The following is a 26,413-nucleotide window of genomic DNA, read 5'->3' on the forward strand; positions in this document are numbered from 1 at the left end:
AAGATGAGCGTGTCACTGTTCTCTCCGCTGGACCTGGGATTTACCCAGCTCAAAAACCGTTTTCTGATGGGTTCAATGCACACCGGGCTGGAGGAGCATCCGCAGGGTGCCGAAAGGCTGGCGGCGTTTTACGCCGAGCGCGCCCGCGCCGGAGTGGCGCTGATCGTCACCGGCGGTATCGCCCCGACGCCGGAGGGCGTGGTCAGCCCCGGCGCCTCGGTGCTCAACGACGAGTCGCAGCTGGCACACCACCGACGGGTTACCGACGCCGTGCATCAGGCCGGTGGCAAAATTGCCATGCAGATCCTGCATACCGGGCGCTACAGCTACCAGCCCGGTCTGGTTGCCCCTTCGGCGATTCAGGCCCCGATCAATCCCTTTACCCCGCGCGCGCTCAGCCACGAAGAGATCCTGGCGCTGATCGCCGCCTATGCCCGCTGCGCGCGTCTGGCCCAGCAGGCCGGGTACGACGGGGTAGAGATCATGGCATCCGAAGGCTATCTGATTAACCAGTTCCTGGTGACCCATACCAATCAGCGCGACGATGAATGGGGCGGCGATGACGTGCGCCGCCGTCGCTTTGCGCTGGATATTCTGCGCGCGGTGCGGGCGGCGGTCGGTGACGAATTTATTATTATTTTCCGCCTGTCGATGCTGGATCTGGTGGACCAGGGCGGCACGCTGGAGCAAACCATCACTCTGGCAAAAGAGGTCGAGCAGGCGGGTGCCACACTGATCAATACCGGAATCGGCTGGCACGAAGCGCGTATCCCGACGATTGCCACCGCCGTGCCGCGCGCGGCGTTTGCCTGGGTGACGCAGACGCTGAAGCAGCATCTGCGCATTCCGCTGATTACCACCAACCGTATCAACCACCCGGATGTGGCCCAGGCGATACTGGACGACGGCTGCGCCGATATGGTGTCGATGGCGCGACCGTTCCTGGCCGACGCCGAATTCGTGCTGAAGGCGCAGCAGGGGCGCAGCGATGAGATCAACACCTGCATCGGCTGCAATCAGGCCTGCCTGGATCAGATCTTTGCCGGCAAGCTGACCTCCTGCCTGGTCAATCCCCGCGCCTGCCACGAAACCACCCTGCAGCCGATCCCCCTGACCGTGCGGAAAAACCTTGCGGTGGTCGGTGCCGGACCTGCCGGGCTGGCGTTTGCGGTGAATGCCGCCGCACGCGGGCATCAGGTGACGCTGTTTGACGCGCGGCCGGAAGTCGGCGGGCAGTTTAATATCGCCCGGCAGATCCCGGGGAAAGCGGAGTTCAGCGAAACTCTGCGCTACTTCCGCCGTCAGCTGGAGATCCACGGCGTGACCCTGCGGCTGAATCAGTACGTCAGCGCGGCGCAGCTGGCAGATTTTGATGAAGTGGTGCTGGCTACCGGCATTGAACCCCGCATGCCGGCGATCCCGGGGACCGATCATCCGTCGGTGCTCAGCTATCTGGACGTGATCCGCGATAAAAAACCGGTGGGGCAGCGGGTGGCGATTGTCGGCGCGGGCGGCATCGGCTTTGATACCGCAGAATATCTGGTACAGCCCGCCGCCGCCGAACCGCAGACGATCGCCGGGTTCTGCGAAGAGTGGGGCATCGACCGCACGCTGACGCAGCCCGGTGGCCTGACCCGTCCGGTAGCGCCACACAGCGCCCGTCAGGTGTGGCTGCTGCAGCGCAAACCCGGTAAGCCGGGCGCGGGGCTGGCAAAAACCACCGGCTGGATCCATCGCGCCAGCCTGCAGATGCACGGCGTGCAGATGTGGGGCAGCGTTGAGTATCAGCGTATTGACGATGACGGATTGCATATTCTGCGCGATGGCGAACCGCTGCTGCTGGCGGTGGACAATATTATTATCTGCGCCGGGCAGGAGCCAAGGCGAGAGCTGGAGGCGGATCTGCGCGCCGGGGGCAAACCGCTGCATATTATCGGCGGAGCCGATATCGCTCAGGAGCTGGACGCCCGGAGGGCGATTGCGCAGGGCACGAAGCTGGGGCTGGAGATTTGAAGGACGGCGCTGATTAAAATGCGGTAACAGCAACGTTAAAATATCCTGTTAAGTAATTATATTGCCCGATATTCTGAAACATCGGGCAGTTTTTACGACGACGCAATCATGCTATCAGTCGGTACAAAAAGGCGCGTCAGCTTGGTCAGATCAACCTTTTTTTGCGCTTCATGCAGGCTCCAGGCTTCCTGCAGCCGCATCCAAACCTGAGGAGAACTTCCCAGTACTTCTGCCAGCTTAATGGCCATTTCAGGTGATACTGCAGCCTGGCAGGATACCAGCCGTTGGGCAGTCGACGGCGCAACGTTCAGTGCACGGGACAGCTCCCTGATCCCCAATCCCAACTCATCTAATGCGTCAGCAATGATTTCCCCTGGATGCGGGGGATTGTGCATTTTCATCAATGATAATCCTCATAGTTAACGATCCAGGCATCGCCGTCGATAAACTCAAACGTAATACGCCAATTGCCCGTCACGGTTATCGCCCATTGTCCACGCCTGTCACCCGTCAGCGGATGAAGATAATAGCCAGGCAGGCTTATCTCACCCACTTCCTCCGCCTGATTAATAACGGCTAAACGCTGTCGCAGCTTTCCAGCATGCTGCGCATTAATTCCAGCAGTCGTTCCTTTTTCGAAGAACTGACGTAATCCCTTATGCCTGAAACTCTTAATCATGAAACGCTCCCTGTTGCGCTACAAGCAACATTATAATCGCGCAACTTCGCAATACACAATAGACCGACAGGGCATTAGTAATTTAGGCTGTTGTCATCGCAGGTGAATCCGGCAAGCAATCACCACAAAAATGATTAGTGGCGCGCCACGCGGGCGGGTAATCTGAACCCGTACTCACTGATTTTCGAGGAATATCCAATGCCATCCGGCCATCGCTCTCCCCTGCTTACCCGCTTCGACTGGCTCGATCACGCATTTTTACCCGCCGGTGAACGGCCGCCCGCAGAGACGATTTACAATCAGCAGCGCCACAGCGCCCGCGTGGTGCCGAGTGCCACGGCACTGCCGGTAAAAAGCGTCGAGGCCGACGGGCTGATCGCCAGCGATAACCGCCCGGTAGCGGTGTATACCGCCGACTGTCTGCCGATCCTGCTGGTCGACGCACGGCAACGGCAGGTGGCGGCGGTGCACGGCGGGCTGAAGGGCATTCTTAGCGGCGTGCTGATCAACGCCATCCGACAGCTGTGCCAGCGCGGCAGCGCACCGGCGGATCTGTTTATAGCCATCGGCCCGTCGATTGGCCCCTGCTGTTATGAGTTAGGGAAGGATTTGATTGCCCGCGCGCAGCAGGACGATCCGCACCAGCTGTCGCCGTTAATGGTCTGGTCCGGTCAGCCCTCGCCAAACCCGGCGGCGATTCGCCCACAGGCGCAGGGAACGACGGACGGCGTGTGGTTTGATTTACCTCTGTTGGCAAAGCGCATCGCGCTGAGGGAAGGCGTACCGGAGGAGCAGATTGAGCTTAGCGGGATCTGCACCTACTGCATGGCGGAGGAACAGGCCAGCTACCGGCGCAACACGCACCGCCAGCACGGCTACCAGCAGCGTTTTTCGTGGATCAGCGTAAAAAGCTAACGCGCGGCGAAAACGATCGAGCTAAGCATCGCTGCCCACCCATTCCAACCGGGGATGTATATGAATTCAGGGTGCGGCATAGCCGCCGCACCGCTGGCAATCAGCGCATTTTCACCGAGCGCAGGACCACAAACTTCTGGTTGGTCGCTACCGTGGTGCAGTTACCAAACAGCTTCTTCATCTTGTGATAGTAGTCCAGGTGACGGTTGCCGACGATGCGCAGCTCGCCGCCGTACTGCAGGCAGCGGCGGGCATCGCGGAACATCTGCCAGGCAATATGGTCGGTGACCGCGTTCTGCTGATGGAACGGCGGATTGCACAGTACCGCATGCAGGCGATCCGACGGATAACCCGCCAGCACGTTGTTCACGCGAAACTCGCAGCGCGCCAAATCGTCCGGGCAGTTTGACTCTACGTTCAGACGGCTGGACGCCACGGCCATATACGATTCATCAATAAAGTGAACCTGCGCCAGCGGGTTCTGCCGCAGCGCCGTCAGGCCAATCACCCCGTTACCGCAGCCGAGGTCAACGATTTCGCCGTCGAGATCTTCCGGCAGATTCTCCATAAAGAAGCGCGCCCCGATATCCAGCCCGCCGCGCGCAAATACGTTGGCGTGGTTGTGAATCACGTAGTCCGTGCCGTCCAGCGGCCAGCTGGCGATGACGTCACTGTCCGCCAGCGCAGGGGCAATGAAGGTGGTGTAGATCAGGCGCGCTTTTTTCCAGGCCAGCGAGGTCGTGGTCGGTCCGAGAATTTTTTCAAACAGCTGCAAAGTGGAAGTATGAATATCCTTTGCCTTACCGGCGGCGATAATCTGCGTTTGTGGCGTCACTACTTTGCGCAGCGCACGCAGCTGCTGTTCTAAAAGCGCCAGGGTTTTTGGCACCTTAATCATCACCCGCGTCGGGGCGGCGGGCAGCGGCGCCAGGCTGTCCAGCAGCTGGACATCGCACTCGTCCAGCGCGTTGAGCGCCAGGTTCTGCCGGGTCGCCTGCTGATTCAGCCACGAGTCGCTGATGCTGTAGACGCCCTCGCCCGCTACCGCGCAGGCCAGCGCACCAAAGGTGTCATTAAAAATCAGCGTCGGTCCGCCGGTCGGCTCGTCGCCGATGTGCCTCAGCAGGTATTCATCGGCCGCATCCCAGGCCTGCAACGGGCTTTCTTCGCGCATTTGGGGAAAGCGATGCAGCGTCAGCATACGGTTGCTTAGTTCGAGTTGGCTCATGGGAACACCTTAATGTAAAATTTCCGCGTTTTATCCCCTAAAATGAGCGCACAGTAAACGTTTTTCTTAATATTACCTGTCACGCACATCGCGTACAGCGTAACGCTCAGCAGATTAATCAGAGAGTTATGACTACATTACGCTATCTCAACGGCTACCCCACTGAACTGATTGCCCGCGTGCAGCAGCTGTCCGATCGGGGACAGCTCTCGGACTGGATGCAGAAGAAATATCCGGGGCAGCACCGTATCCAGGATGATAAATCGCTGTATCAGTACGTGGGCGGGCTGAAGCAGCGTTACCTGAAAAATGCCCCTGCCCTGTCGAAAGTCCTGTTTGATAATAAGCAGAATCCGGTAAAAGGCACCCTGGGAACCAATACCTTTGTTTCCCGCGTGCAGGGCGGCAAGCTGAAAAGCAATAATGAGATCCGCATCGCCACGCTGTTTCGCGACGGGCCGGAAGAGTTTCTCAAAATGATTGTGGTACACGAGCTGGCGCATCTGAAAGAGAAGGATCACAACAAAGCGTTCTATCAGCTGTGCTGCCATATGGAGCCGGACTATCACCAGCTGGAGTTTGATATGCGTATCTGGCTAAACTTCCGCGATCTGAAATAGCCCCGTCGGGCCGATCCTTATTCTGATTGCGGAAAAGCTGTTTTACCGAGCCAGCCGTAGCCCTGAGGAATAATGCGAATGGATTTGCTGCAGGCCTTCCGGCCTGCAGCGAGAGCGGAACATCACGGCAGCGCGTAGGCCACCGGGGTCACCGCCCGGCGGTCGAGGTTTTTACCCAGCGCTTTCACGGCGGAACGCAGCGGGCACAGCGTCCCCACTTCGGTTACGCGGCAGTCCGACTGACGCCACTCTTCACGCAGCAACGGATGCCGGGCGTCCACGGTCTGCAAATTGCGCAGATCGTCCAGGCTCTGCCCCTGGAAGTAGACGTGCAGGAAGCGTTCTCCGCTTTGCATATCGCGCCAGCGTTCAAATACCAGGCTGCTGCCCGGTGGGATATTGCCGCGGGTGTAGCCCGACAGCGTCCAGCTGAAATCCATCAGGGTACGTACCATCGCGATGTTGGTGTCATGCGCCACCAGCAGCAGCCAGCGCGTATCCGGCATGTTATCCGCCGGCTTCGTCACACCCTGCTCAACGCCCTGCAGCATGGCGTTAAGCAGAATGGAGCCGCGCTTCTGCGCGGTATAAAGCACGTCGTTGCTGAGATCGTAATTGGCCGTCAACAGCGGTAAAACGGCGGTGATCTGCGCCGATGAGGTGATATTCCCCCAGGCCAGCTGAGCAACCGGCAGATTTTCATTCCAGCCGAGGCGCAGGGTCTCAACCATATTCGCCAGCACGCTCAGGCCATCAACGTAGGCTTTCCCGCTTTTACTCTGTTTGATTTGCCACGGCTTATCGAAGAAGGCACAGGACGCGTCATCGCGGCACACCGCCTTTTTCAGCGCCTGAACCGCGGGCTGCAACGCCTGCTGACGCGCGGCCAGATCGCCTGTCGTCTCTTTGACCTTCGCCAGCTGCTCCGCCGGATCGGTATTGGTGGCCGGAAACGCTTCGGTCTGGAACAGCGGATCGTGGTCGCCATCTACCCGGTGTACGGCAACGCCGCAGCCGGGAAACGCGCCGTCCACCAGCGCGGCGGCGGTGGCCCGCGTGCGCTGCAGCGGGCTGGACCGCACATACACGTCCTGCGGCTGAGGGCAGCCCGCGGTGAGTAACCCCAGCCGGCGGTAGTGCTCACCCTGCCAGCGTCCTTTGTTCGCCACCGCCGCGTAGCCGTGGCCGGTCAGTTCACCGTCGGCGGTATTCCACTGCGTCCAGGGGCGGTTTGTTGCGGCCTCAATATCCGTGCGGTTGCCGGGCGTCGGCGGCCGGATGCCGTGGCGGCTAAGCTCCACCACTTTTTCCAGCTGATACGTGGCCTCCGCATGAGCCTGTGTAGCGCTGAACCACAGCGCACCGGCGATAAACAGGCGTGCAGCAGCCTGATGTCGTTTTGCCATCATTCGAACTTCCTTCTGTTGAGGTAATTAAGATGAAAACAGGGTGCGGTGCTCGCTGGCGTTGCGTCTTGCCACTATCACAGCCGTGACAAAGCACAACAGCGCAGAGATAAGACCGGCTGCCACCCAGAACTGAGACAACGTGTGGAAATCGTAGAGTTTGATGCCATTTTCCATCACCGACGTTTTATCGATGATGATACCCGTCAGGAATTCACCGAATCCGGCCCCGGCATAGCTGACAATGCCGATGGTCCCGAGCGCCGCCCCGGCCGCTTTCCGCGAGGAAATATCCACCGCCAGCAGACCGCCGAGGAAACAGGTCAGTGCGCCGATGGTCGCACCGAAGACAATCATCGACAGAATGTCGGTGTAATAATTGCGCGGCAGCCACAGCATCAGCGCGAATCCGGCGGTATTCAGCAGGCTGATAAAACCGGCCATAATGCTGCGGTTGCGCGAGAAGAAACGGTCGGAAAGCATCCCCGCCACGATGGTGCCAACAATCCCGGCAATGGCATTCACGCCGATAATCGCCGAGGCCTCAACCGTGCTGTAGCCCTTCCCCTGCTGCAAAAAGAAAATGCCCCAGGAATTCACGCCGTAGCGGTCGATGTACATAAACGCCGAGGCCAGCGCCAGCGTCCACAGCGCCGGGTTGCGCAGCGCCATCAGCTGATTGCGGAAGACCGATCCTTTGGCCTCTTCTTCTTCCTGCGGTTCGTTGCTGATGTCATGAATGGACGGGAAGCCGCTGCTCTGCGGTGAGTCGCGCATAAACAACAGCATCAGCACCACGCCCGCTGCGCCCAGCGCTGCCGTTGACAGATAGCCCATATGCCAGCCGTAGCCCGCAATCACCGCCGCAATCACGATGTAGGTCAGCGCCTCACCGATGTTATGCGCCGTTGACCAGATGGAGTAGAAAGTGCCGCGTTCTTTGGTGCCGTACCAGCGCGCAAGGGATACCGCACAGGGGCCGACCCCCATTGACTGCGCCCAGCCGTTAATGCCCCAGAAAATGGCCAGCATCATCGCGTTGGTGGTCATCCCCATCATCAGGTTCATCCCCGCGCTCAGCAGCAGCCCGAGGCTCATAAAGCGCACCACGTTGGCGTGGTCGGCTAAAAAACCGTTAACCAGTTTGCCTATGGCGTAGCTGAAAAACAGCGCAGAGCCGATCATACCCAGCTCCGACGGCGAAATACCTAACTCCACCAGCGCGGTTTTCGCCACGGTGAAGGAGAGCCGGCAGACGTAAAACGTTACGTAGGCCAGCGTCATCGCCAGAAACGTTTGCCACCGCACGCTGCGAAAGCGCCGTTGGTTAAAGTCAGCGGTTGTTTTCGCCGGGCTGGCCCGGAAAAAACGGATTAATCCAGACATCATCTTGTCTCCGTAGGGCGGAGGCGGTGCTGATTGATTTTGTCTTCGTCCCTGAAGCTGTTTCCGTGTTATGTAGAGTACGCAATCAGATGCCAGACCCGAGCAGGTTAGTTTAAGGTTTGAACAACCCATTGTTTTAATTGTGGATAAAGCGTTTTACTGGCCAGAAGAACCGGATTGCCGTGCACGATGCCGTCCGCCGCCAGGTAATCGTTGGTTGTGCCGCCCGCCTCGCGCATCAGCACGATCCCCGGCAGGCCATCCCAGGGATTCATATGCGGTTCGTAATAGCCCGTCAGGCGGCCCGCGGCGGCCCAGGCACTCATCAGCGCACCGGAGCCGTTGCGGACAAACATCCCGCCGTGCTGCAACAGCTGGTCGAGAAACGGCAGGAAATCGGCCGCCGTCACGCGATGTGAAGTCCCGACGCCCATCACGCCACCGGCCACCGTTTCCGCCGGGTGCGGCGCGATCCTGCGGTCGTTGAGCCAGGCACCTTCCCCCTTAAGGGCACGGAAAAGCTCTTTATGATTCGGGTCATACACCACGCCAATCACCGGCTCGCCATCCATCACCACCGCCAGCGACAGGCACCAGGTGTGCAGCCCGTTGAGAAAACAGCTGGTGCCGTCGATCGGGTCAACCACCCACAGCACGCGCTGATGTGCATCCGACGTGCCGCTCTCCTCCCCCAGAAAGCCGTCTTCCGGGAAGGCTTCCGCAATGCGTGATTTAACAAAGGATTCCACCTCGCGGTCGGCCAGGCTGACCACATCCTGTGCGTCGCAGCCCTTGTGTTCAACCTGCAGACTGTCGCGCTGCTGATAGAAGCCGTAAGCCAGTTTTCCCCCGGACTCAGCAAGACTGCAGGCGAAGCGGTAGCGCGCCAAAAGCGAATCATTTTCACGGGTTGCCATAACATCTCCTAAAAATGCACACGTGTGCATTTGTTAACAAAAAATAAGCCCCGCAGGGCAGAAGAGAGTGTGACGGCAGTCCGCAGATTAATCTGTGAGCTACCGCATAAAATTAATTTTTCATTACGCGCTTTGGCGGATGATTAATTTCACCGGCACCGCGCGATGGCGGGAAGGCAGGTCGAACTGGGTAATTCGGGTCACCAGAAGATCCACCGCATGCTGCGCCAGCCCTTCGGTATCCTGTTGAATTGTCGTTAAATGATAGGGATCCCAGCCCGCCTGAGGAATGTCATCAAAGCCCATTACGGCGGGTGTCGGATCGTGGCCGTTCAGGGTACGCAGACCGTCGATCGCGCCTAACGCCAGCATATCCGTCGCACAGAGCAGCACCTGACAGGTGCGTAATTCCATCGCCGCCGCCCTGCCCGCCGCATAGCCGCCGCCGGGGATAAACCGCGTGGCGATGGTCGAATCTGGCGCACAGGACATCAGCGCCTGATAGCGCTCTTCGGTGCTGAAATTGCTGCGTTCTTCACCGATAAATCCAATGTTGTTCCAACCGCGCTGGCGACAGTAATCCGCCAGCAGCCGCATCCCCTGCGCGTTATCGCTGGCGACGCGATCGCAACCCGCCAGATCGGCATTGCGGTTGATCAGGGTCACCGGGATTTTCCGTTCCAGATACTCTTCGGCCAGCGACAGCGGCGGCGCGCCGGAGGTGATAATCACCCCGGCCACGTGGTAGCTGAGCAGCTGTTTCAGCGAGGGGGCCAGCTGCTGCGGATCGTCGGCATTCATCAGCAGCGGCATAAAACCGTGCAGGGCCAGCTGATGGACCAGCGGCGACAGCAGCTTGCTGCGAAACGGATTATCGAATCCGGCAGTCACGATGCCGATAAAGTTACTGCTGCCGGTGATCATCGTGCGGGCGATGATATTGACCTGATAGCCCAGCGTTTCGGCCGCGGCGAGGACCTTTTTCCGCGTTTTTTCCGCCACGGAGGCACCCGGGGTAAACGTGCGGGAAACCGCAGAGCGTGATACCCCCGCCAGGCGGGCGACATCTTCGGCATTGACCCAGTTTTTTTTCTTCTCGTTCATGCTCACTCTGCGCGGGTTACGGTGTGCTTTACGCTATGTTAACCCCCCCGTACCGATCCGCGCCACACCACATCGGCCTGATACACCAGGCTGTCGTGCTGCTGTTCACTCTGCGGGGTAAAGCCGCTTTCCGCCTGCTCGGTCTGGATCAGCCACTGCACCGCGTCGCGGGCAAAGCGTTCTACCGGCTGGGCGAAGGTGGTCAGATTGAAGGATGACCACCCGGCCTGCACGATATTATCGAATCCTATCAGGCAGATATCCTCCGGCACGCTGACCGCAAAACGGTGTCGGGCTTCATCCATAAAGCCACAGGCCACCAGATCGGTGACGCAAAATACCGCGTCCGGACGCTGCTGGCGGGTCAGCAGACGATGCGCCAGAATCTGGCCGCTTTCGTAAGAGGTAGAACCAAAACGCTCCACCGTCACCGCTAATCCGGCCCGCTCCGCCACCGCGACAAATGCCGCTTCGCGCTTCATCAGGCTAGGCGTTCCGGCCAGCGAATTGGCAAACGCCAGGTGCCGACAGCCCGCGCGTTGAAACGCCATCACCGCCGTTTCGGCCGCCGATTGTGCATCCAGATTAATACTCAGCGATCCGGGCAGCGACTCGTCGCGGTTAATCAGAATAATGCGCTGTCCGTGCTGGTAGCACTGGCGGGTGATGGCGCGGTCGGGCATGCCGGAAAGGATAATCGAGGCGTCGGCGCGGAAATTAATCGCCTGCTGCAGCGCCGCCGAGACGCTGTTGTCCGAGCGGTCGGTGTTGATCAGCATCGCCACTTTGCCCGCCTCCTGCAGAAACTGGGTCAGCCAGCGCACCAGCATTGCGCGATAGGGAGTGGCGATTTCAGACACGACCAGGCAAACAATACCGCTGCGGTTACGCACCAGCCCACGCGCCAGATGGTTGACGTGATAGCCCAGTTCTTCTGCCGCTTTCATCACCCGCGCACGGGTCGCTTCCGACACGCTGGCGCCCGGCGTATAGGTCCGTGATACCGCCGAGCGTGATACGCCCGCACGGTCGGCCACGTCCTGCGCACTCACCACCGCTTTCTCATATTGCATGCTGTTCTTCCTCAAAATCCCGGCTGAGATTGAGTCTGCCTCAGATTGCAAAGCTGTGCAAACGGACCACGATCACAATTGTTATAATTTTGTGACAAGGGCTGATAAATCGGCAGCAAGGCATTTGACAGTTTATTTCTTGTTCATTATTACTTTGCACACACGTGCAAAATCAGGTGCCAGTGAAGCACTACCCTACAAACCCAGGAGATCATCATGCGATATACCTCAATGGCCATCGCGCTATCCCTCTGTTGCACTGCTTTACCGTTTGCCGCCTCGGCAGCGGGCAATCTCAATATGGTCTGCTCGGCGGATGTGGTGGTGTGCGAGCATATGACGCGTATTTTTAGTCAGTCTCATCCTGATATCAAAGTCAGCATGGTGCGCCTGTCGGCGGGCGAGGCCTATGCGCGACTGCGCAGCGAAGCACGCAATCCGCGCACCGATATCTGGTGGGCAGGCACCGGCGACCCCCATATGCAGGCGGCGGACGAAGGGCTGACCCAGGTGTACAAATCGCCGCTGCTGCCGGAGCAGCAGGACTGGGCCCAGAAGCAGGCTGAGAACTCCGGCTATCGCACGGTCGGCATCTACGCCGGCGCGCTCGGCTGGGGTTACAACACCAAACTGCTGGCCAGCAAGAAACTGAAAGAGCCCACCTGCTGGGCCGATCTGCTGGATCCGGGCTTTAAGGGCGAGATCCAAATTGCTAACCCGAACTCGTCCGGCACCGCCTACAACACCCTGGCGACGCTGGTGCAGATCATGGGCGAAGATAAAGCCTTCGACTATCTCAAAAAGCTCAACGCTAACGTCTCCCAGTACACCAAATCAGGCTCCGCGCCGGTAAAATCGGCCGCGCGCGGTGAAACCACCGTCGGTATCGTGTTTATGCACGATGCGGTGGCAATGGAGGTTGATGGCTTCCCGATCAAGACCGTTGCGCCGTGTGAAGGCACCGGCTACGAGATCGGCTCCATGTCGATCGTCAAAGGCGCGCGCAACCTCGCCAATGCCAAAGTCTGGTACGACTGGGCGCTGAGCGCGGAAGCGCAGTCGCATATGAAAGAGGCCAAATCCTTCCAGCTGCCGTCGAACCGCAAGGCGGAGATTTCCGAATACGCGCCGCGCTTTGAGAACATCAAGCTGATCGATTACGACTTTAAAACCTACGGCGACTCGGCCAAGCGTAAAGCGCTGCTCGGCCGCTGGGACAAAGAGATCGGCGCCAGCGCGCAGTAATCCCCGCCGTTTTGTGATGCTGATACGCGGTGGCTTCGGCCTGATGTCCGCTTCAGCCTGGTTTTCAGGTCGAGGTATGTCATGAATGCAAATAATCGTCGTCTGACCGGCGCGCTGATAATGGGCGCGGCGGCTCTGCTGCTGCCGTGGTACAGCCTTGAGGCCGGTTTCTTTGAAGGCGGCTGGCTGATGAGCCTGTGGAACGACGCCGCGACGGCCCCGGCGCTCTGGCAGCTGGGTGAACATCCGTGGCTGACGGCAGCCGTGACGCTGTTCGCGCTGTGCGGCGGCTGTGGCCTGCTGCCATCGGGGATGCGCAGCCGATTGCTGCTGCTGTTCAGCGCGCTCGGCGTGCTGTTTTTGGTGATTGAAGGCCATGCGATTGGCTACAGCGGCTGGAGCTGGCTGTGGCTGGAAAACCACTTTGGCGCGCTGGAATCCGGCCAGCCGGCGATGGGCGCGGGCGCGCTGCTGCTGCTGACGACCTTCCTGCTGCTGTTCTCCTTCGCGCTGGCAGAACGCGGCGTGATGAAGGGCGATGCCTTTGTGGTGGCTTCGCTGGTGCTGCTGACGGCGCTGGTCAGCATCTTTGTACTTTATCCGGTACTGAGCATGTTTGTGGTTTCGGTACAGGGTGTGGACGGCAGCTTTCAGCCCGATGGCCTGATCAGCAATATTCAGGATCCGGCCATCTGGAGCCTGTCCTGCTTTAACGGCGGCACCTGCGGAACGGCCTGGCGCACGCTGTGGCTGGCGCTGATGACCGCCAGCGGCTCTACGCTGCTTGGGCTGGCGTTTGCCCTTGCCGCCACGCGTACCCCGCTGCCGTGCAAGAAAGCGCTGCGCATGCTGACCATCCTGCCGATCATTACCCCGCCGTTTGTGATTGGCCTGGCGCTGATCCTGCTGTTTGGCCGTTCCGGCGTGGTGACCGAGCATCTGGCGGCGCTGTTCGGCATCGAACCGGGCCGCTGGCTGTATGGCCTGACCGGCATCTGGATTGCTCAGGTGCTGTCGTTTACGCCCATTGCCTTCCTGGTGCTGATTGGCGTGGTGGAAGGGGTCAGCCCCTCGCTGGAGGAAGCTTCACAGACGCTGCGCGCCAACCGCTGGCGCACCTTTAGCCGCGTATCGCTGCCGTTGATGGCCCCGGGTCTGGCCAACGCGTTCCTGATTAGCTTTATCGAAAGCATGGCCGATTTCGGCAACCCGATGGTGCTCGGCGGCAGCCACGGCGTGCTTTCTACCGAGATCTTCTTCTCGGTGGTCGGGGCGCAAAACGACCCAAGCCGTGCGGCGGTGCTGGCGATGATCCTGCTGTGCTTCACCCTGGCAGCGTTTATCCTGCAGCGGCTGTGGCTGGGCGGCAAGAACTTCGCCACCGTCACCGGCAAAGGTGACGGCGGCCAGCATGGCCAGCTACCGCGCGCCCTGCGCTTCGGCGTGTACGGGATGGTGATCCCGTGGGGCCTGTTCACCTTGGTGATCTACGGCATGATCGTGGTGGGCGGCTTCGTGCAGTCCTGGGGGCTGGACAGCTCGCTGACCATCAATCACTACGTCCGCGCTTTCGGCATCAGCTTTAGCGAGGGGCATTTGCTGTGGAGCGGCGTGGCGTGGAATTCATTCTGGACCACGCTGGAGATCGCGCTGATCGCTGCCCCGCTGACGGCAATCGTCGGGCTGCTGACCGCCTGGCTGATTGTGCGGCAGAAGTTCGCCGGTCGCCAGACCTTCGAATTCCTGCTGATGCTCAGCTTCGCCATTCCCGGTACGGTGATCGGGGTCAGCTACGTGATGGCCTACAACCTGCCGCCGCTGGAGATTACCGGCACCGCGCTGATTCTGGTGGCCTGCTTTGTGTTCCGAAATATGCCGGTGGGCGTACGCGGCGGCATCGCAGCGATGAGCCAGCTGGATAAAAGCCTGGATGAAGCCTCACTGACTCTCGGCGCTAACAGCTTCCGCACGCTGCGCAAGGTGGTGCTGCCGCTGCTGAAACCGGCGATCAGCGCGGCACTGGTCTATGCCTTCGTGCGGGCGATCACCTCAATCAGTGCGGTGATCTTCCTCGTCAGCGCGCAGTACAACATGGCGACATCCTATATCGTCGGGCTGGTAGAAAACGGCGAGTACGGCGTGGCTATCGCCTACTCCACGGTGCTGATCGTGGTGATGCTGCTGATTATCGGCGTGTTCCAGTGGCTGGTCGGTGAACGGCGGCTGCGCCGCGTTGCCCGTCCGGTAGATGTGCCTGCACCGCCCGCTTCCACCTCTTTAATCCAGGAGAATGCCGTATGACAACCCTGAACGCCGGTTCCGTGGTGTTTGAGCACGTTTCGAAACGCTTCGCGGGCTTTAACGCCCTGCCCGATCTGTCGCTGACGGTGGAACCGGGTACGCTGGTGACGCTGCTTGGCCCGTCCGGCTGCGGTAAAACCACCACCCTGCGGCTGCTGGCCGGGCTGGAGCATCCGACATCCGGGCGCATTCTGATTGGCGGTAAAGACGTCACTAATCTCCCCGCCAACGAACGCGATGTGGCAATGGTATTTCAGTCCTACGCGCTGTTCCCGCATATGAGCGCGCTCGACAATATTATGTACGGCCTGCAGTCCTCCGGCATCAGCAAGCGCGAAGTGCAGGATCGGGCGCGCGAGGGGCTGAAGCTGGTTGGGTTAGAAAGCCAGGGGCAGCGCCTGCCGTCCGAGCTGTCCGGCGGGCAGCAGCAGCGCATCGCCGTGGCGCGCGCGCTGGTGCTGGAACCGCAGGTGCTGCTGCTTGATGAACCGCTGTCGAATCTGGATGAACGCCTGCGCCGCCGCGTGCGGACCGACATCCGCGATCTGCAACAGCGGCTGGGCTTCACCGCGGTCTACGTGACTCACGATCAGGAGGAGGCGCTGGCGGTGTCCGATAAAATTATCGTGATGAAAGAGGGCAATATCGCCCAGCAGGGTGCGCCGGAGAGCCTCTATCGCGCGCCGAACTCCGTATTTATCGCCGATTTTATGGGCGAGGCCAACATTCTGCCGTGTGAGGTGGAGCTGGTAGAAGGCGATGAGGCGCTGATCAGACTGGGAAATCAGCGCTATCGCGTACGCGGCAACGGAATGAAAACCGGCGCGGCGCAGCTGTCCGTCAGGCCGCAGTTTATCACCCTGCGCGACGATGGCGTCGGCGCGCTGCCGGGGGAAGTGACGCACAGCACCTGGCTGGGCGATCATATTGAGTATGAGGTGGCGACCGAGCTGGGGCCGTTGTTTATTGTCGATGCGCAGATGGAACGGCAGCTGCCGCTGACATCGCGCGTGGCGATTGATTTTAAACCGCAGGGCCTGGCCCTGATTGCTGGCTAATTTAAGGATAGATAATGAGTGAATCAGTGACCCACGATGCACTGCTGGCGCGGCTGGCGCTGGCGGAAAAGGTGGCGCGCGCCGGGGGAGAAAAGGCGCTGGCGTATTTCCATCAGCGCGACAGCCTGGTGGTGGAAACCAAACATGATTTGCAGGATGTCGTTTCAAAGGCCGACCGCGAAGTCGAGCAGATGATCGACCAGCAGATCCGCGCGCAGTACCCGGACGACGGCTTTCTGGGTGAAGAGTATGGGCTGCAGGCAGGCTCATCGGGCTATACCTGGGTGGTCGATCCGATTGACGGCACCAGCCCGTTCCTCAACGGCATGCCCAACTGGTGCGTCTCGGTGGCGGTGCTGCAGGACGGCGTGCCGGTGATTGGGGTGATTTATGCCCCCTACTATCAGGAATGCTACGTCGCCGCGCTGGGGCATGGGGCCACGCTGAACGGCAAGCGTTTACAGGTTGACCCTGCCCGCACGCTGCAGAACCACGTCACCGGTTTTGGTGCCAACAGCTACGTCAGCCCGGATGAGGTGGGGAAAATTCTGGCCTCGCTGCTGGAGGCGGGCGGCAACTTTATCCGCATCGGGTCCGGTGCGCTGATGCTGGCCTGGGTGGCCGCGGGCCGCGTGGTGGGCTACTACGAACCCTACATGCACGCCTGGGACTGCCTGGCCGGTTACTGCCTGGTCAAAGAAGCAGGCGGCTGGTATCACCCGTTTAATACCGAAGGCGACCGCCTGCTAAAAGGCGCGCAGGTGCTGGCGGTGGCACCCGGCGCGGAAGCGGATCTGCGGCGCATCGCCGGGCTGTAGTGCCGTGCGCGGATCTGAAGCGCATTGCCAGACGGTAACGCAGGCGAAAAACCAGCAAGTAACCGGTTATACAACGAGTTGACGCAAACCAGACGCCTTACCTGCTTACGGCGGGTAAGGCGCACACCTTTAGCCTCAAATAAAGTCCTTCGCCTTTTGGATCAGGCTGGTTTTGGTCAGCGCCCCGACGTATTTGCGCTCCTGCGGATTATTCAGCACCGGCAGGCGCTCCAGGGTGATGCGGGCGAACGCCTCCCAGCCTTCCCGAATAGTCTGGTTTTCAAAGATGGTCGGGAAGCTGGCGTCCATAACGCAGCTCACCGGCGAGGTCAGGGTAATCTCCTTATCCAGCACCTTGTGCGAGATATCGTGAATCGAGACCGCGCCGAGGAAGGTGCCTTTATGGTCGATGACATAAACAAAGCGCTCGCGCTTCAGCGAGCTTACCGCCATCGCTTTGCCTACCGAATCCTCCGGCGTCAGCGCCGCGCCGGAGACGATAAACTGCGAGATAATGCCGTTATCAAAATCGAATTTGGCATCCGAACGGCTGAAGTGGCTGTTGACCACCGAGTAGGTGCTGCCCGACTGCAGGCGATAGGCCAGCATCGACGCCAGCACGCAGGCGATCATCGTGGGGAACAGCAGGCTGCTGTTGAGCGTCATTTCCAGCACCATCAGCATCGCCATCAGCGGCGCCTGGCTTACCGAGGACAGCACCGCGCCCATGCCAACGGCGGCAAACACTTCGGCGTTGCTGACCGGCACCCCGGCCATGATGGCCACCAGCGCCACCAGCTGCCCCATCAGCGCGCCAATCAGCAGCGCCGGGGTGAACAGACCGCCCACCGCGCTGGAGCCGACCGAAATCGCCGTTGCCAGCATTTTTAGCAGCAGCAGCGCCGCCAGCATCGGCAGCAGGAAGCTGCCCGCCATAATGCGCACGATTACCTCGTAGCCGTTGCCGAGGATCTGCGTGCTGCCGATCGCCAGCGCCCCCACCAGCACGCCGCCCAGCCCCAGCCGCAGCGGCAGACTGCCGATGCGGGCGAACTGCCGCTTGCTCTGCCCAATCAGCCAGATCATCGCCCAGCCGAACAGCCCGGCCAGCAGGCCGACCCCCACCGTCAGCAGAATGCTGTCCGGCGTCAGCTCAAACTGCGCGTGGGAAAAGGGATAAATCGCCGACCGGTAGCCCAGCGACCACATGGTCAGCACCGCCACGCCGGAGGCGATAATCAGCGGGATCAGGCGCTGCATGGCCGAAATGCCGAAGGCGATTTCCGCCACGAAGATCGCCGACGCCAGCGGCGCATGGTAGACCGACGACAAACCGGCGGCGGCGGCCATCGCCACCACGTCGCTGTTTTTCAGCGGCAGCGATTTAAACAGCCAGCGCCCCATCAGGCTGCCGCTCAGCGCCGACAGCTGCACCATCGGCCCTTCCCGACCAATGGAGGCACCGCTGCTGATACTGGCCAGCGAGGAGAGGCCGCGAAACAGCGAGGTCCGGGTGGGCACGCTGTCCAGCCGGGCGTTGATCACATCCAGATAATCGGTGCGAATCGTTTCCTTCTGTTCTAACGCCGCGGCATAGCGCAGGAAAAATCCGGCAATCAGCCCGCCGCCGCCCACGATCAGCGGCCAGAAATACCAGGGGTAGACGTGCATGGCCTCGGTGATGTCCTGCTGACCGCCGAACAGCAGCAGATCGATAAGTTCGATCAGTTGGCGAAAGCCCAGCGTGACCAGCGACGCCACCAGCCCGACAGGGATCGCCACCAGAATGCTGGTCCAGTTAAGTGCATGTTTAGTGCCAATGGACATCGTTTTACCCCGAAATTCTTTTCTCTATCGTGCGAGAGCGGCGGCGAAAAATCAAATCGTGACCGCGACGTCGGCATGACGTTTTTAGCCATTGCACCCGGGCTGCCGCATGTTAATCTGCCTTTTCCCTTTTTGGCCGCGACTGCACCGGCCTGCTTAGAGAACGGACTATACTATGATTCGCTTTGCCGTCGTTGGAACCAACTGGATCACCCGTCAGTTTGTCGATGCCGCTCATGAAACGGGTAAGTTTAAGCTGACCGCCGTCTATTCCCGCACCCTTGAACAGGCGCAGACCTTCTCCAGCGATTATCCGGTAGAGCAGCTTTTTGACTCGCTGGAAGAGATGGCCCAGTCCGATCTGATCGATGCGGTTTATATCGCCAGCCCGAACGCCCTGCACTGCCCGCAGTCCCTGCTGTTCTTACGCCAGCGCAAGCACGTGATTTGTGAAAAGCCGCTGGCGTCGAACCTGCGTGAAGTGGAAGAGATGGTGGCCTGCGCGCGTGAACATCAGGTTGTGCTGTTCGAAGCCTTCAAAACCGCCAGCCTGCCGAACTTCCAGCTGTTGCAGCAGTCGCTGCCGAAGATCGGCGTGCTGCGTAAGGCGCTGATTAACTACTGCCAGTATTCCTCCCGTTATCAGCGCTACCTCGACGGTGAAAATCCGAATACCTTTAATCCGCGCTGGTCCAACGGCTCGATTATGGATATTGGCTACTACTGCCTCGGCACCGCGGTCAGCCTGTGGGGCGAGCCCCTGAAGGTCATCGCCAGCGCCACGCTGCTGGAAAGCGGCGTGGACGGTGCGGGCACCGTGCTGCTGGACTACGGCAGCTTCGACGTGACCCTGCAGCATTCCAAAATCAGCCAGTCGGTTCTGCCGAGCGAGATCCAGGGTGAAGCCGGTTCTCTGGTGATTGAGCACGTTTCCGAATGCCAGAACGTCAGCTTTGTGGCGCGGGGCGCGAAGCCGCAGGATCTCAGCCAGCCGCAGCATATCAACACCATGCTGTACGAAGCGGAAACCTTTGCGCGGCTGATTGAAACCAACGAGATTAACCACCCCGGCCTGAACTACTCGCTAAGCATGGCGCGACTGTTGACGGAAATCCGCCGTCAGACCGGCGTGGTGTTCCCGGCCGATGGTCAGGGATCCGCGTAAAACCCCCGATCGTTGCGATCGCCTGATGCTGCGGGCATTTCGTGCCGCAGCACGGCTTTATGCCGACCGACAGTGGCTAATTCCGAATTTTCCCTTCCCCTGACAGAACATTTCCTTATACTTCCCTGCGCAAACACACATAAGCCGCCGCAAAATCATGCCGTGCGGCAGAACTCCAGATAACGACAGTGATTTAAACATTATGAGCAGAGAAAACAGAGGTCGCGGGGTCATCCAGCGCCTGATGCAGGGAAGCCTGGTAACACAAATCATGATTGGACTGCTGGCGGGTATCGCGCTGGCCTGGTTCTCAAAAAGCAATGCGCTGGCCGTGGGCCTGCTGGGCGAGCTGTTCGTTAGCGCGCTGAAAGCCGTGGCGCCCATTCTGGTGCTGGTGCTGGTTATCGCCTCCATCGCCAGCCATCAGCAAGGTCAGAAAACCAATATTCGCCCGATCGTGATGCTGTATCTGCTCAGCACTTTCTGCGCGGCGGTGGTTGCGGTGGTTGCCAGCCACCTGCTGCCGCAGAGCCTGACGCTGCGCGCGGCCAGTACCGAAATCACCCCGCCTTCCGGTATTCTGGAAGTGCTCGACGGCCTGCTGATGAGCATGGTGGCCAACCCGATTGAAGCGCTGATGAAAGCCAACTACATCGGCATTCTGGTATGGGGTATCGGCCTGGGCCTGGCGTTCCGCCACAGCAGCGCCACCACCCGTACCTTCCTCAGCGATGCCTCTGACGCCGTGACCCGCCTGGTGCGCGTGGTGATCCGCTTTGCACCGATCGGCATCTTTGGCCTGGTCGGTTCGATTCTGGCCTCTACCGGCTTTGAAGCGCTGTGGGATTACGCCCACCTGCTCGGTCTGCTGCTGGGCTGTATGCTACTGATGGCGCTGGTATTTAACCCGATTCTGGTGTGGTGGCAGATCCGCCGCAACCCGTATCCGCTGGTATTTACCTGCCTGCGTGAAAGCGGCGTGACCGCCTTCTTTACCCGCAGCTCGGCGGCAAATATTCCTGTAAATATGGCGCTGGCGAAAAAGCTGAATCTGGATGAAGACACCTATTCTGTCTCGATTCCGATCGGGGCCAATATCAGCATGGCCGGGGCATCCATTACGATTACCGTGCTGACTCTGGCGGCGGTGAATACGCTGGGGATTCATGTAGATGTCGGCACGGCAATTCTGCTGAGCCTGGTGGCATCGATCTGTGCCTGCGGCGCCTCCGGCGTGGCCGGCGGCTCCCTGCTGCTGATCCCGGTGGCCTGTAATATGTTTGGTATTCCGAATGAGGTGGCCATGCAGGTTGTAGCGGTCGGCTTTATTATCGGCGTGCTGCAGGATTCGGCGGAAACCGCCCTGAACTCGTCGGCGGACATTCTATTTACCGCCGCGGCCTGTATGGCGGAAGACCGACGCGCGGGCGTGGTGAAATCACAGACTCAGGAATAATTTCGACCGGCCTGGTTTCCCTCTCGGCGGGAAACCAGGCCGTAACGCCCGCTACAGGCAGCGTGCAGGATGAATCGGCTATCAATGCTGAACTCACCGCAGACCGTCAATGCCTCCTGCCTTAGTCCGCAGCATCCCTCCTTCAGACTTACAGCGTCACACCACTTTTAAAGATCGCCAGCTCGCGGAACTCATTCACTTCGTTGCGCGCCGGTCGCCCGTTCGCAATCTCAACGATGGTATCCACAAAGCTCGCCAGCAGGTCCGGCATCTCGGTGCCGTGAATTAACTGACCGGCGTCGAAGTCGATCCAGTGCGGCTTCTTGTTCGCCAGTTCGCTGTTGGTCGCCAGCTTCACCGTCGGTACAAATCCACCGTACGGCGTGCCGCGCCCGGTGCTGAACAGCACCATGTGGCAGCCCGCACCGGCCAGCGCGCTGGTGGCAACCGCATCGTTACCCGGCGCGCTAAGCAGGTTCAGGCCCGGTTCTTTCAGCCGCTCGCCGTATTTCAGCACGTCCACCACCTGGCTTTGCCCGGCTTTCTGCGTACAGCCCAGCGATTTCTCTTCCAGAGTAGTAATACCGCCGGCTTTGTTGCCCGGTGACGGGTTTTCATAGATCGGCTGGTTGTGGGCGATAAAGTACTTCTTAAAGTCGTTCACCATGTTGACGGTTTTCTCGAAGGTCGACTCGTCGCGGCAGCGGCTCATCAGAATACGTTCCGCGCCGAACATTTCCGGCACTTCGGTCAGCACGGTGGTGCCGCCGTTGGCGATCATCTGGTCTGAGAAACGGCCCAGCAGCGGGTTGGCGGTAATACCGGACAGCCCGTCCGAGCCGCCGCACTCCAGGCCGAACTTCAGCTCGCTGAGTTTGCCCGGCTGGCGTCGATCGTGGCGCATCATTTCGTACAGCGCGTGCAGCTGTTCCAGCCCCGCTTCCACTTCATCATCCTGCTGCTGGCAAATCATGTAGCGCACGCGGCTGTCGTCATACGCGCCCAGCGTCTCGCGGAACTCATCCACCTGGTTGTTTTCACAGCCGAGGCCGATCACCAGCACCGCCCCGGCATTCGGGTGGCGCACCATGTTCTGCAGCATGGTACGGGTGTTCTCATGGTCCTGCCCCAGCTGCGAGCAGCCGAAGGTATGGCTGAACAGATGCACGCCGTCGATGCCTTCCGCCTGATTAGTCTCTTTCAGGAACCGCTGCAGGATCTGTCGGGCAATACCGTTAACGCAGCCGACCGTCGGCAGGATCCACAGTTCGTTGCGGATGCCGACGTCGCCATTATCACGGCGGAAGATCTGCACCTCGCGATCCGCCGCCTGCGGCGGTACGGTCGCGAAGTCAGGCAGGTATTCATACTCATCCAGGTCGCTCAGGTTGGTGCGCGCGTTCTGTGAGTGGATGATTTCGCCTGGCGCAACCGGGCGAGTAGCGTGCCCAATCGGCAGGCCATATTTCATCACCAGCGCGCCGGTTTCCAGCGGCTGAAGGGCAAATTTGTGCCCGCGCCCGACCGGCTGGGCCAGGACGACCGCGTGCTGGCCGATCGTGACCTGCTCGCCCTCTTCCAGGTCGCGCAGTGCAACGGCAACATTATCCAGATCGTGAATTTTCAGACTTTGCATCGCGAATACCTTACTTAATCTGCGCCAGCGCGGCGCGCATACCAACGGTAATAATCTGTTCCAGCTGAGCGGTCACGCTCGCCGTCAGGCCCGGAAGACGGTTCAGGTCCTGCCCCCAGTGGGCGTCATCGGCCAGCACGTCGCTAACCAGCTGGCTGAGGGGAATATCGTGTGCCTCCGCCAGCGGCCACAGCGAAGCGAAGCGCGCCAGCCAGTGGGCGTCGTCCTGCAGCGCGTAGCGGGTGCCGCTGCGCTCGCCGCGGTAGTACGCCAGCAGTGCCGCAAAGGCAAAGCTCAGGCGCGGCGACGGTGCGCCCTGCTGTTCAACCTGCGCCAGCAGCGCGGGCAGCAGTCGGGTACGGAACTTGGTCATGCCGTTCAGCGCAATCGCGCTGAGCTGGTGGCGGATAAACGGGTTGCGGAAGCGGTTGAGAACCGCATCGGCGAAGGCATTCAGCTCGTCCGGGGACTGTTCCAGCGTCGGGATAATCTCCTCGCGCAGCGTGGAATCGACAAAAGCGGCTACCTCCGCGTCATCCATCGCTTCACCAACGGTATCCAGCCCGGCGAGGAACGCGACCGGGACCATCGCGGTGTGCGCGCCGTTGAGAATCGCCACCTTGCGGGCCTTATACGGCGCAATATCGTCGACCATGCGAATGTTCAGGGAAAGCTGGTCAAGGCGCAGCGCCCGGGCCACCCATTCCGGTCCTTCAATAATCAGCTGGTAGTAAACCTCACCGGCCACCAGATAGTCGTCGCGATAGCCCAGCTCCGCGTGCAGTTCGGCAGCATCGTCGGGATAGCCGGTCACGATGCGGTCCACCAGCGTCGAGCAGAAGGTATTGCTCTGCTCAACCCACTGAGCAAACGCCGCAGGCAGCTGCCATTCGCGGGCCAGGCGCAGCACCAGTTCACACAGCGCGGCACCGTTATCGTCGATCAGTTCGCAGGGCAGGATCACCCAGCCTTTATCGGCCGCGCCGTCGAAGTGCTGCCAGCGTTCCAGCAGCAGTCGGGTCAGCTTGGCCGGAAAGCTGACTGGAGGAGCGCTGTCCCGCGTATCGGTAGCATCCAGGCTGATGCCCGCTTCGGTGGTGTTGGAGAAGACAAATTTCATCTCCGGGTTACGCGCCAGCGCCAGGAAGCCTTCGTAGTCATCAACCGGATGAATTTCACGGTTAACCGAGCGGATCAGACGCGCTTCGCTGACCACCTTCCCGTCATCGTTAATGCCGCGGATCAGCGTGGTATACAGCCCCTGCTGGCCGTTCAGGCTGCGCTTCGCTGCGCTGTTGCGCGGCCTGACCACCACCACCCCGGCATCAAGATCGGTGTGCTCATTCAACAGGTCTAACTGCCAGTCGATAAAGGCACGAAGAAAATTGCCCTCACCAAACTGGATCACGCGTTCGGCATCCTGGCGGCCGGGAAAATTATCACGGTTCAGCGTCTGCATCTGGTATCCCCTGGAAAGTTCTGTGTTTCAATATCAGCAAAGTTATCATACCAATTGTACCGAGCGCTGAATAAATAGTGAGAAACCGATCACAAAAAACACTATCAACTGCGGGTGATTAGATTACCCCAACCATGAAAAACAAAATAAGCTGATGAAAAAATTCAATAAATTAAATAATCGAGTTTCCGAAAGCGTTACACACCCGGTCTTAACCTTAGCCATAAAGGTATAACATCTTTGCCACTCGCTACGAACAAAGCTTAGCAACAGAGGTTGCAAGACCTTAACGAGGGTCTGTTTTTTTAGTTCGGGGAAAGTGGTATAACAGGTTTCAGAAAATCATTGTGTATCGGAGCGCGAACCATGCAACAGATCGACTCACGTCGTCTCTATCAGCAGCTGGCAGCAGAGTTGAAGCAGCGCCTTGAACAGGGCCAGTACCAGATTGGTGACAAACTGCCCGCCGAGCGTTTTATTGCGGAAGAGATGAGCGTCAGCCGGACTGTGGTGCGCGAGGCAATCATTATGCTGGAAGTGGAAGGTTACGTAGAAGTGCGTAAAGGCTCCGGTATACACGTGGTCTCACAGCAGCAGAAGAAAAGCGTGACCACCAACAGCCAGCTGGAATTTGCCAGCTTTGGCCCCTTTGAACTACTGCAGGCTCGTCAGCTGATTGAAAGCAACGTCGCCGAGTTTGCCGCCACCCAGGTGACCCGCCAGGATATCGTGCAGCTGATGTCTATCCAGGAGCAGGCGCGCCGGGAAGATCGCTTCCGCGACTCCGAGTGGGACATGAAATTCCACGTGCAGATTGCGCTCTCCACGCAGAACAGCGCGCTGGCGGCAATTGTTGAAAAAATGTGGTTGCACCGCCTGTATAACCCGTACTGGCTAAAATTGCATGAACATATCGACGAGCGGTCGATTGAAAGCTGGTGCGAAGATCACGATAACATCCTCAAGGCGCTGATCCGCAAGGACCCGGCGGGAAGCAAGCTGGCGATGTGGCAGCACCTGGAGAACACCCGACAGATGCTGTTTAACGCCACGACGGACGACTTTGAATTTAACGTAGACCGCTACATGTTTGCTGAAAATCCGGTTATCGCACTGGATAGCATCGCCAACGACGAAAAGTAGACCTTTCTCCGAAGATTGAGTCAGCTTTCGTTCACTTATGTCAGCCAGTGTAAAACTCCTTCACGCCGGACCTTTCCAACGGTAAAACATCCCTGGTCCGGCGTTTCTTCCTGTCCAGACCTGCTCAACTTTGTTACAGTTATCTTCTTTTTTTACCTTTTGTAAAAAGCTTTAAGCTTTCGATGCTTTTTCTGGCCACTCTGTTCAGCCGCCCGCAGCATCTGCATCACTAAAACGATGAATTCAGCATGTAGAATTGCTTCAAATCGGGCCAACTATGATGTTCAGGACTATTGATGGATATTTTTAAAGATCTAATCCACGCCTTATGGCAGCAAGATTACGTCACGCTGGCCGACCCGACGTTGGTCTGGGCGCTTTACTTCATCCTGTTTATGATTCTTTTTCTGGAAAATGGCCTGCTTCCTGCGGCGTTCCTGCCCGGCGACAGCCTGCTGATTCTGGTCGGCGTGCTGATAGCGAAAGGCACGATGAATTTTCCACTCACGCTGTTTATCCTCACCACCGCCGCCAGCCTGGGCTGCTGGGTCAGCTATATTCAGGGCAAGTGGCTCGGCAATACGCCACTGGTGCAAAAATGGCTTTCGCATCTTCCCGCGCAGTATCACCAGCGGGCCCATCAGATGTTTCACCGCCACGGCCTGTCGGCGCTGCTGATTGGGCGCTTTATCGCCTTTGTTCGCACGCTGTTACCCACTATCGCCGGGCTTTCCGGCCTGAGCAATGCCCGCTTCCAGTTCTTCAACTGGATGAGCGGCCTGCTGTGGGTGCTGATCCTGACCGTGCTGGGCTTTGCGCTGGGTAAAACGCCGCTGTTCCGTCGATATGAAGACCAGCTGATGTTCTGCCTGATGCTGCTGCCGCTGGTGCTGCTGGTCTTCGGCCTTTGTGGTTCCCTCTACGTACTGTGGCGTAAAAAAACGTCGCAGGGAGGCCAGTAACC

General features: G+C 59.5%; 22 protein-coding genes. 11 read left to right on the forward strand and 11 right to left on the reverse strand.

Features of this window, described 5'->3' with window-relative positions; all coding sequences use genetic code 11:
- Positions 1-3: 3 nt before the first annotated feature.
- Positions 4-2,013 carry an NADPH-dependent 2,4-dienoyl-CoA reductase gene (locus tag EC836_RS07070; RefSeq protein ID WP_123331507.1) on the forward strand — a complete coding sequence of 670 codons (2,010 nt, stop codon included), beginning with the start codon at positions 4-6 and terminating at the stop codon, positions 2,011-2,013.
- A 92-nt stretch (positions 2,014-2,105) separates the two neighbouring features.
- On the opposite strand, the gene EC836_RS07075 is transcribed toward EC836_RS07070, so the two are convergent.
- Together EC836_RS07075 and EC836_RS07080 are read right to left on the reverse strand one after the other, a co-directional pair.
- Positions 2,106-2,414 carry a HigA family addiction module antitoxin gene (locus EC836_RS07075; RefSeq protein ID WP_123331509.1) on the reverse strand — a complete coding sequence of 103 codons (309 nt, stop codon included), beginning with the start codon at positions 2,412-2,414 and terminating at the stop codon, positions 2,106-2,108.
- Complete coding sequence (locus tag EC836_RS07080) at positions 2,414-2,692, reverse strand: type II toxin-antitoxin system RelE/ParE family toxin (protein WP_123331511.1); 279 nt, start codon at positions 2,690-2,692, stop codon at positions 2,414-2,416. Before EC836_RS07080 ends, EC836_RS07075 begins: the two co-directional genes overlap by 1 nt.
- Positions 2,693-2,890: 198 nt before the next feature.
- Here EC836_RS07080 and EC836_RS07085 point away from each other — a divergent pair, with 198 nt between their 5' ends.
- Positions 2,891-3,607 carry a polyphenol oxidase family protein gene (locus EC836_RS07085; protein WP_123331513.1) on the forward strand — a complete coding sequence of 239 codons (717 nt, stop codon included), beginning with the start codon at positions 2,891-2,893 and terminating at the stop codon, positions 3,605-3,607.
- Positions 3,608-3,707: 100 nt separating this feature from the next.
- Here the strand turns inward: EC836_RS07085 and rlmG are convergent, their stop codons facing one another.
- Complete coding sequence (gene rlmG / locus EC836_RS07090) at positions 3,708-4,835, reverse strand: 23S rRNA (guanine(1835)-N(2))-methyltransferase RlmG (protein WP_123331515.1); 1,128 nt, start codon at positions 4,833-4,835, stop codon at positions 3,708-3,710.
- A gap of 128 nt (positions 4,836-4,963) precedes the next feature.
- On the opposite strand from rlmG, the gene EC836_RS07095 reads away from it, so the two are divergent.
- Positions 4,964-5,455, forward strand: coding sequence for a M48 family metallopeptidase (locus tag EC836_RS07095; protein ID WP_123331517.1), 492 nt, complete (start codon positions 4,964-4,966; stop codon positions 5,453-5,455).
- A 122-nt stretch (positions 5,456-5,577) separates the two neighbouring features.
- Here EC836_RS07095 and EC836_RS07100 read toward each other — a convergent pair whose 3' ends face one another.
- The 5 genes from EC836_RS07100 to EC836_RS07120 form a co-directional block, all read right to left on the reverse strand.
- Positions 5,578-6,864, reverse strand: coding sequence for a histidine-type phosphatase (locus EC836_RS07100; protein ID WP_123331518.1), 1,287 nt, complete (start codon positions 6,862-6,864; stop codon positions 5,578-5,580).
- A 24-nt stretch (positions 6,865-6,888) separates the two neighbouring features.
- Positions 6,889-8,247 (reverse strand): MFS transporter, encoded by a 1,359-nt coding sequence (locus tag EC836_RS07105; RefSeq protein ID WP_123332148.1) that lies wholly within the window; start codon positions 8,245-8,247, stop codon positions 6,889-6,891.
- Between the two features lie 107 nt (positions 8,248-8,354).
- Positions 8,355-9,164 carry an inositol monophosphatase gene (locus tag EC836_RS07110; protein ID WP_123331520.1) on the reverse strand — a complete coding sequence of 270 codons (810 nt, stop codon included), beginning with the start codon at positions 9,162-9,164 and terminating at the stop codon, positions 8,355-8,357.
- Between the two features lie 123 nt (positions 9,165-9,287).
- Positions 9,288-10,268 carry a LacI family DNA-binding transcriptional regulator gene (locus EC836_RS07115; RefSeq protein WP_123331522.1) on the reverse strand — a complete coding sequence of 327 codons (981 nt, stop codon included), beginning with the start codon at positions 10,266-10,268 and terminating at the stop codon, positions 9,288-9,290.
- Positions 10,269-10,306: 38 nt separating this feature from the next.
- A complete protein-coding gene (locus tag EC836_RS07120; RefSeq protein ID WP_123331524.1) occupies positions 10,307-11,341 on the reverse strand; it encodes a LacI family DNA-binding transcriptional regulator in 1,035 nt (344 codons plus the stop codon).
- A 216-nt stretch (positions 11,342-11,557) separates the two neighbouring features.
- On the opposite strand from EC836_RS07120, the gene EC836_RS07125 reads away from it, so the two are divergent.
- The 4 genes from EC836_RS07125 to EC836_RS07140 all read left to right on the forward strand — a co-directional run bounded on the left by EC836_RS07125 (position 11,558) and on the right by EC836_RS07140 (position 16,763).
- Complete coding sequence (locus EC836_RS07125) at positions 11,558-12,586, forward strand: ABC transporter substrate-binding protein (RefSeq protein ID WP_123331526.1); 1,029 nt, start codon at positions 11,558-11,560, stop codon at positions 12,584-12,586.
- Positions 12,587-12,667: 81 nt separating this feature from the next.
- On the forward strand, positions 12,668-14,887 hold the full coding sequence (locus tag EC836_RS07130; RefSeq protein ID WP_123331528.1) for an iron ABC transporter permease: 2,220 nt from the start codon (positions 12,668-12,670) through the stop codon (positions 14,885-14,887).
- Positions 14,884-15,945 carry an ABC transporter ATP-binding protein gene (locus EC836_RS07135; RefSeq protein ID WP_123331530.1) on the forward strand — a complete coding sequence of 354 codons (1,062 nt, stop codon included), beginning with the start codon at positions 14,884-14,886 and terminating at the stop codon, positions 15,943-15,945. The genes EC836_RS07130 and EC836_RS07135 overlap by 4 nt, the downstream gene beginning before the upstream one ends.
- A 14-nt stretch (positions 15,946-15,959) precedes the next feature.
- A complete protein-coding gene (locus tag EC836_RS07140) occupies positions 15,960-16,763 on the forward strand; it encodes an inositol monophosphatase family protein (protein WP_123331532.1) in 804 nt (267 codons plus the stop codon).
- Between the two features lie 135 nt (positions 16,764-16,898).
- Here EC836_RS07140 and EC836_RS07145 read toward each other — a convergent pair whose 3' ends face one another.
- On the reverse strand, positions 16,899-18,590 hold the full coding sequence (locus tag EC836_RS07145) for a chloride channel protein (RefSeq protein ID WP_123331534.1): 1,692 nt from the start codon (positions 18,588-18,590) through the stop codon (positions 16,899-16,901).
- A gap of 175 nt (positions 18,591-18,765) precedes the next feature.
- Between EC836_RS07145 and EC836_RS07150 the strand changes: the two genes are divergently transcribed.
- Together EC836_RS07150 and sstT are read left to right on the forward strand one after the other, a co-directional pair.
- Positions 18,766-19,755, forward strand: a complete 990-nt coding sequence (locus EC836_RS07150) for a Gfo/Idh/MocA family protein (protein ID WP_123331535.1) — start codon at positions 18,766-18,768, stop codon at positions 19,753-19,755.
- 202 nt (positions 19,756-19,957) lie between these two features.
- On the forward strand, positions 19,958-21,211 hold the full coding sequence (sstT, locus tag EC836_RS07155; RefSeq protein ID WP_123331537.1) for a serine/threonine transporter SstT: 1,254 nt from the start codon (positions 19,958-19,960) through the stop codon (positions 21,209-21,211).
- A gap of 148 nt (positions 21,212-21,359) precedes the next feature.
- Here the strand turns inward: sstT and EC836_RS07160 are convergent, their stop codons facing one another.
- Together EC836_RS07160 and EC836_RS07165 are read right to left on the reverse strand one after the other, a co-directional pair.
- A complete protein-coding gene (locus EC836_RS07160; protein WP_123331539.1) occupies positions 21,360-22,847 on the reverse strand; it encodes a UxaA family hydrolase in 1,488 nt (495 codons plus the stop codon).
- Between the two features lie 10 nt (positions 22,848-22,857).
- Complete coding sequence (locus EC836_RS07165; protein WP_123331541.1) at positions 22,858-24,306, reverse strand: tagaturonate reductase; 1,449 nt, start codon at positions 24,304-24,306, stop codon at positions 22,858-22,860.
- Positions 24,307-24,672: 366 nt separating this feature from the next.
- On the opposite strand from EC836_RS07165, the gene exuR reads away from it, so the two are divergent.
- Together exuR and EC836_RS07175 are read left to right on the forward strand one after the other, a co-directional pair.
- Positions 24,673-25,449, forward strand: coding sequence for a transcriptional regulator ExuR (gene exuR, locus EC836_RS07170; protein ID WP_123331543.1), 777 nt, complete (start codon positions 24,673-24,675; stop codon positions 25,447-25,449).
- A gap of 296 nt (positions 25,450-25,745) precedes the next feature.
- Positions 25,746-26,411, forward strand: a complete 666-nt coding sequence (locus tag EC836_RS07175; protein ID WP_123331545.1) for a DedA family protein — start codon at positions 25,746-25,748, stop codon at positions 26,409-26,411.
- Positions 26,412-26,413: the final 2 nt, after the last annotated feature.

The sequence above is a fragment of the Erwinia sp. JUb26 genome, from assembly GCF_003751505.1.
GTDB lineage: Bacteria > Pseudomonadota > Gammaproteobacteria > Enterobacterales > Enterobacteriaceae > Erwinia.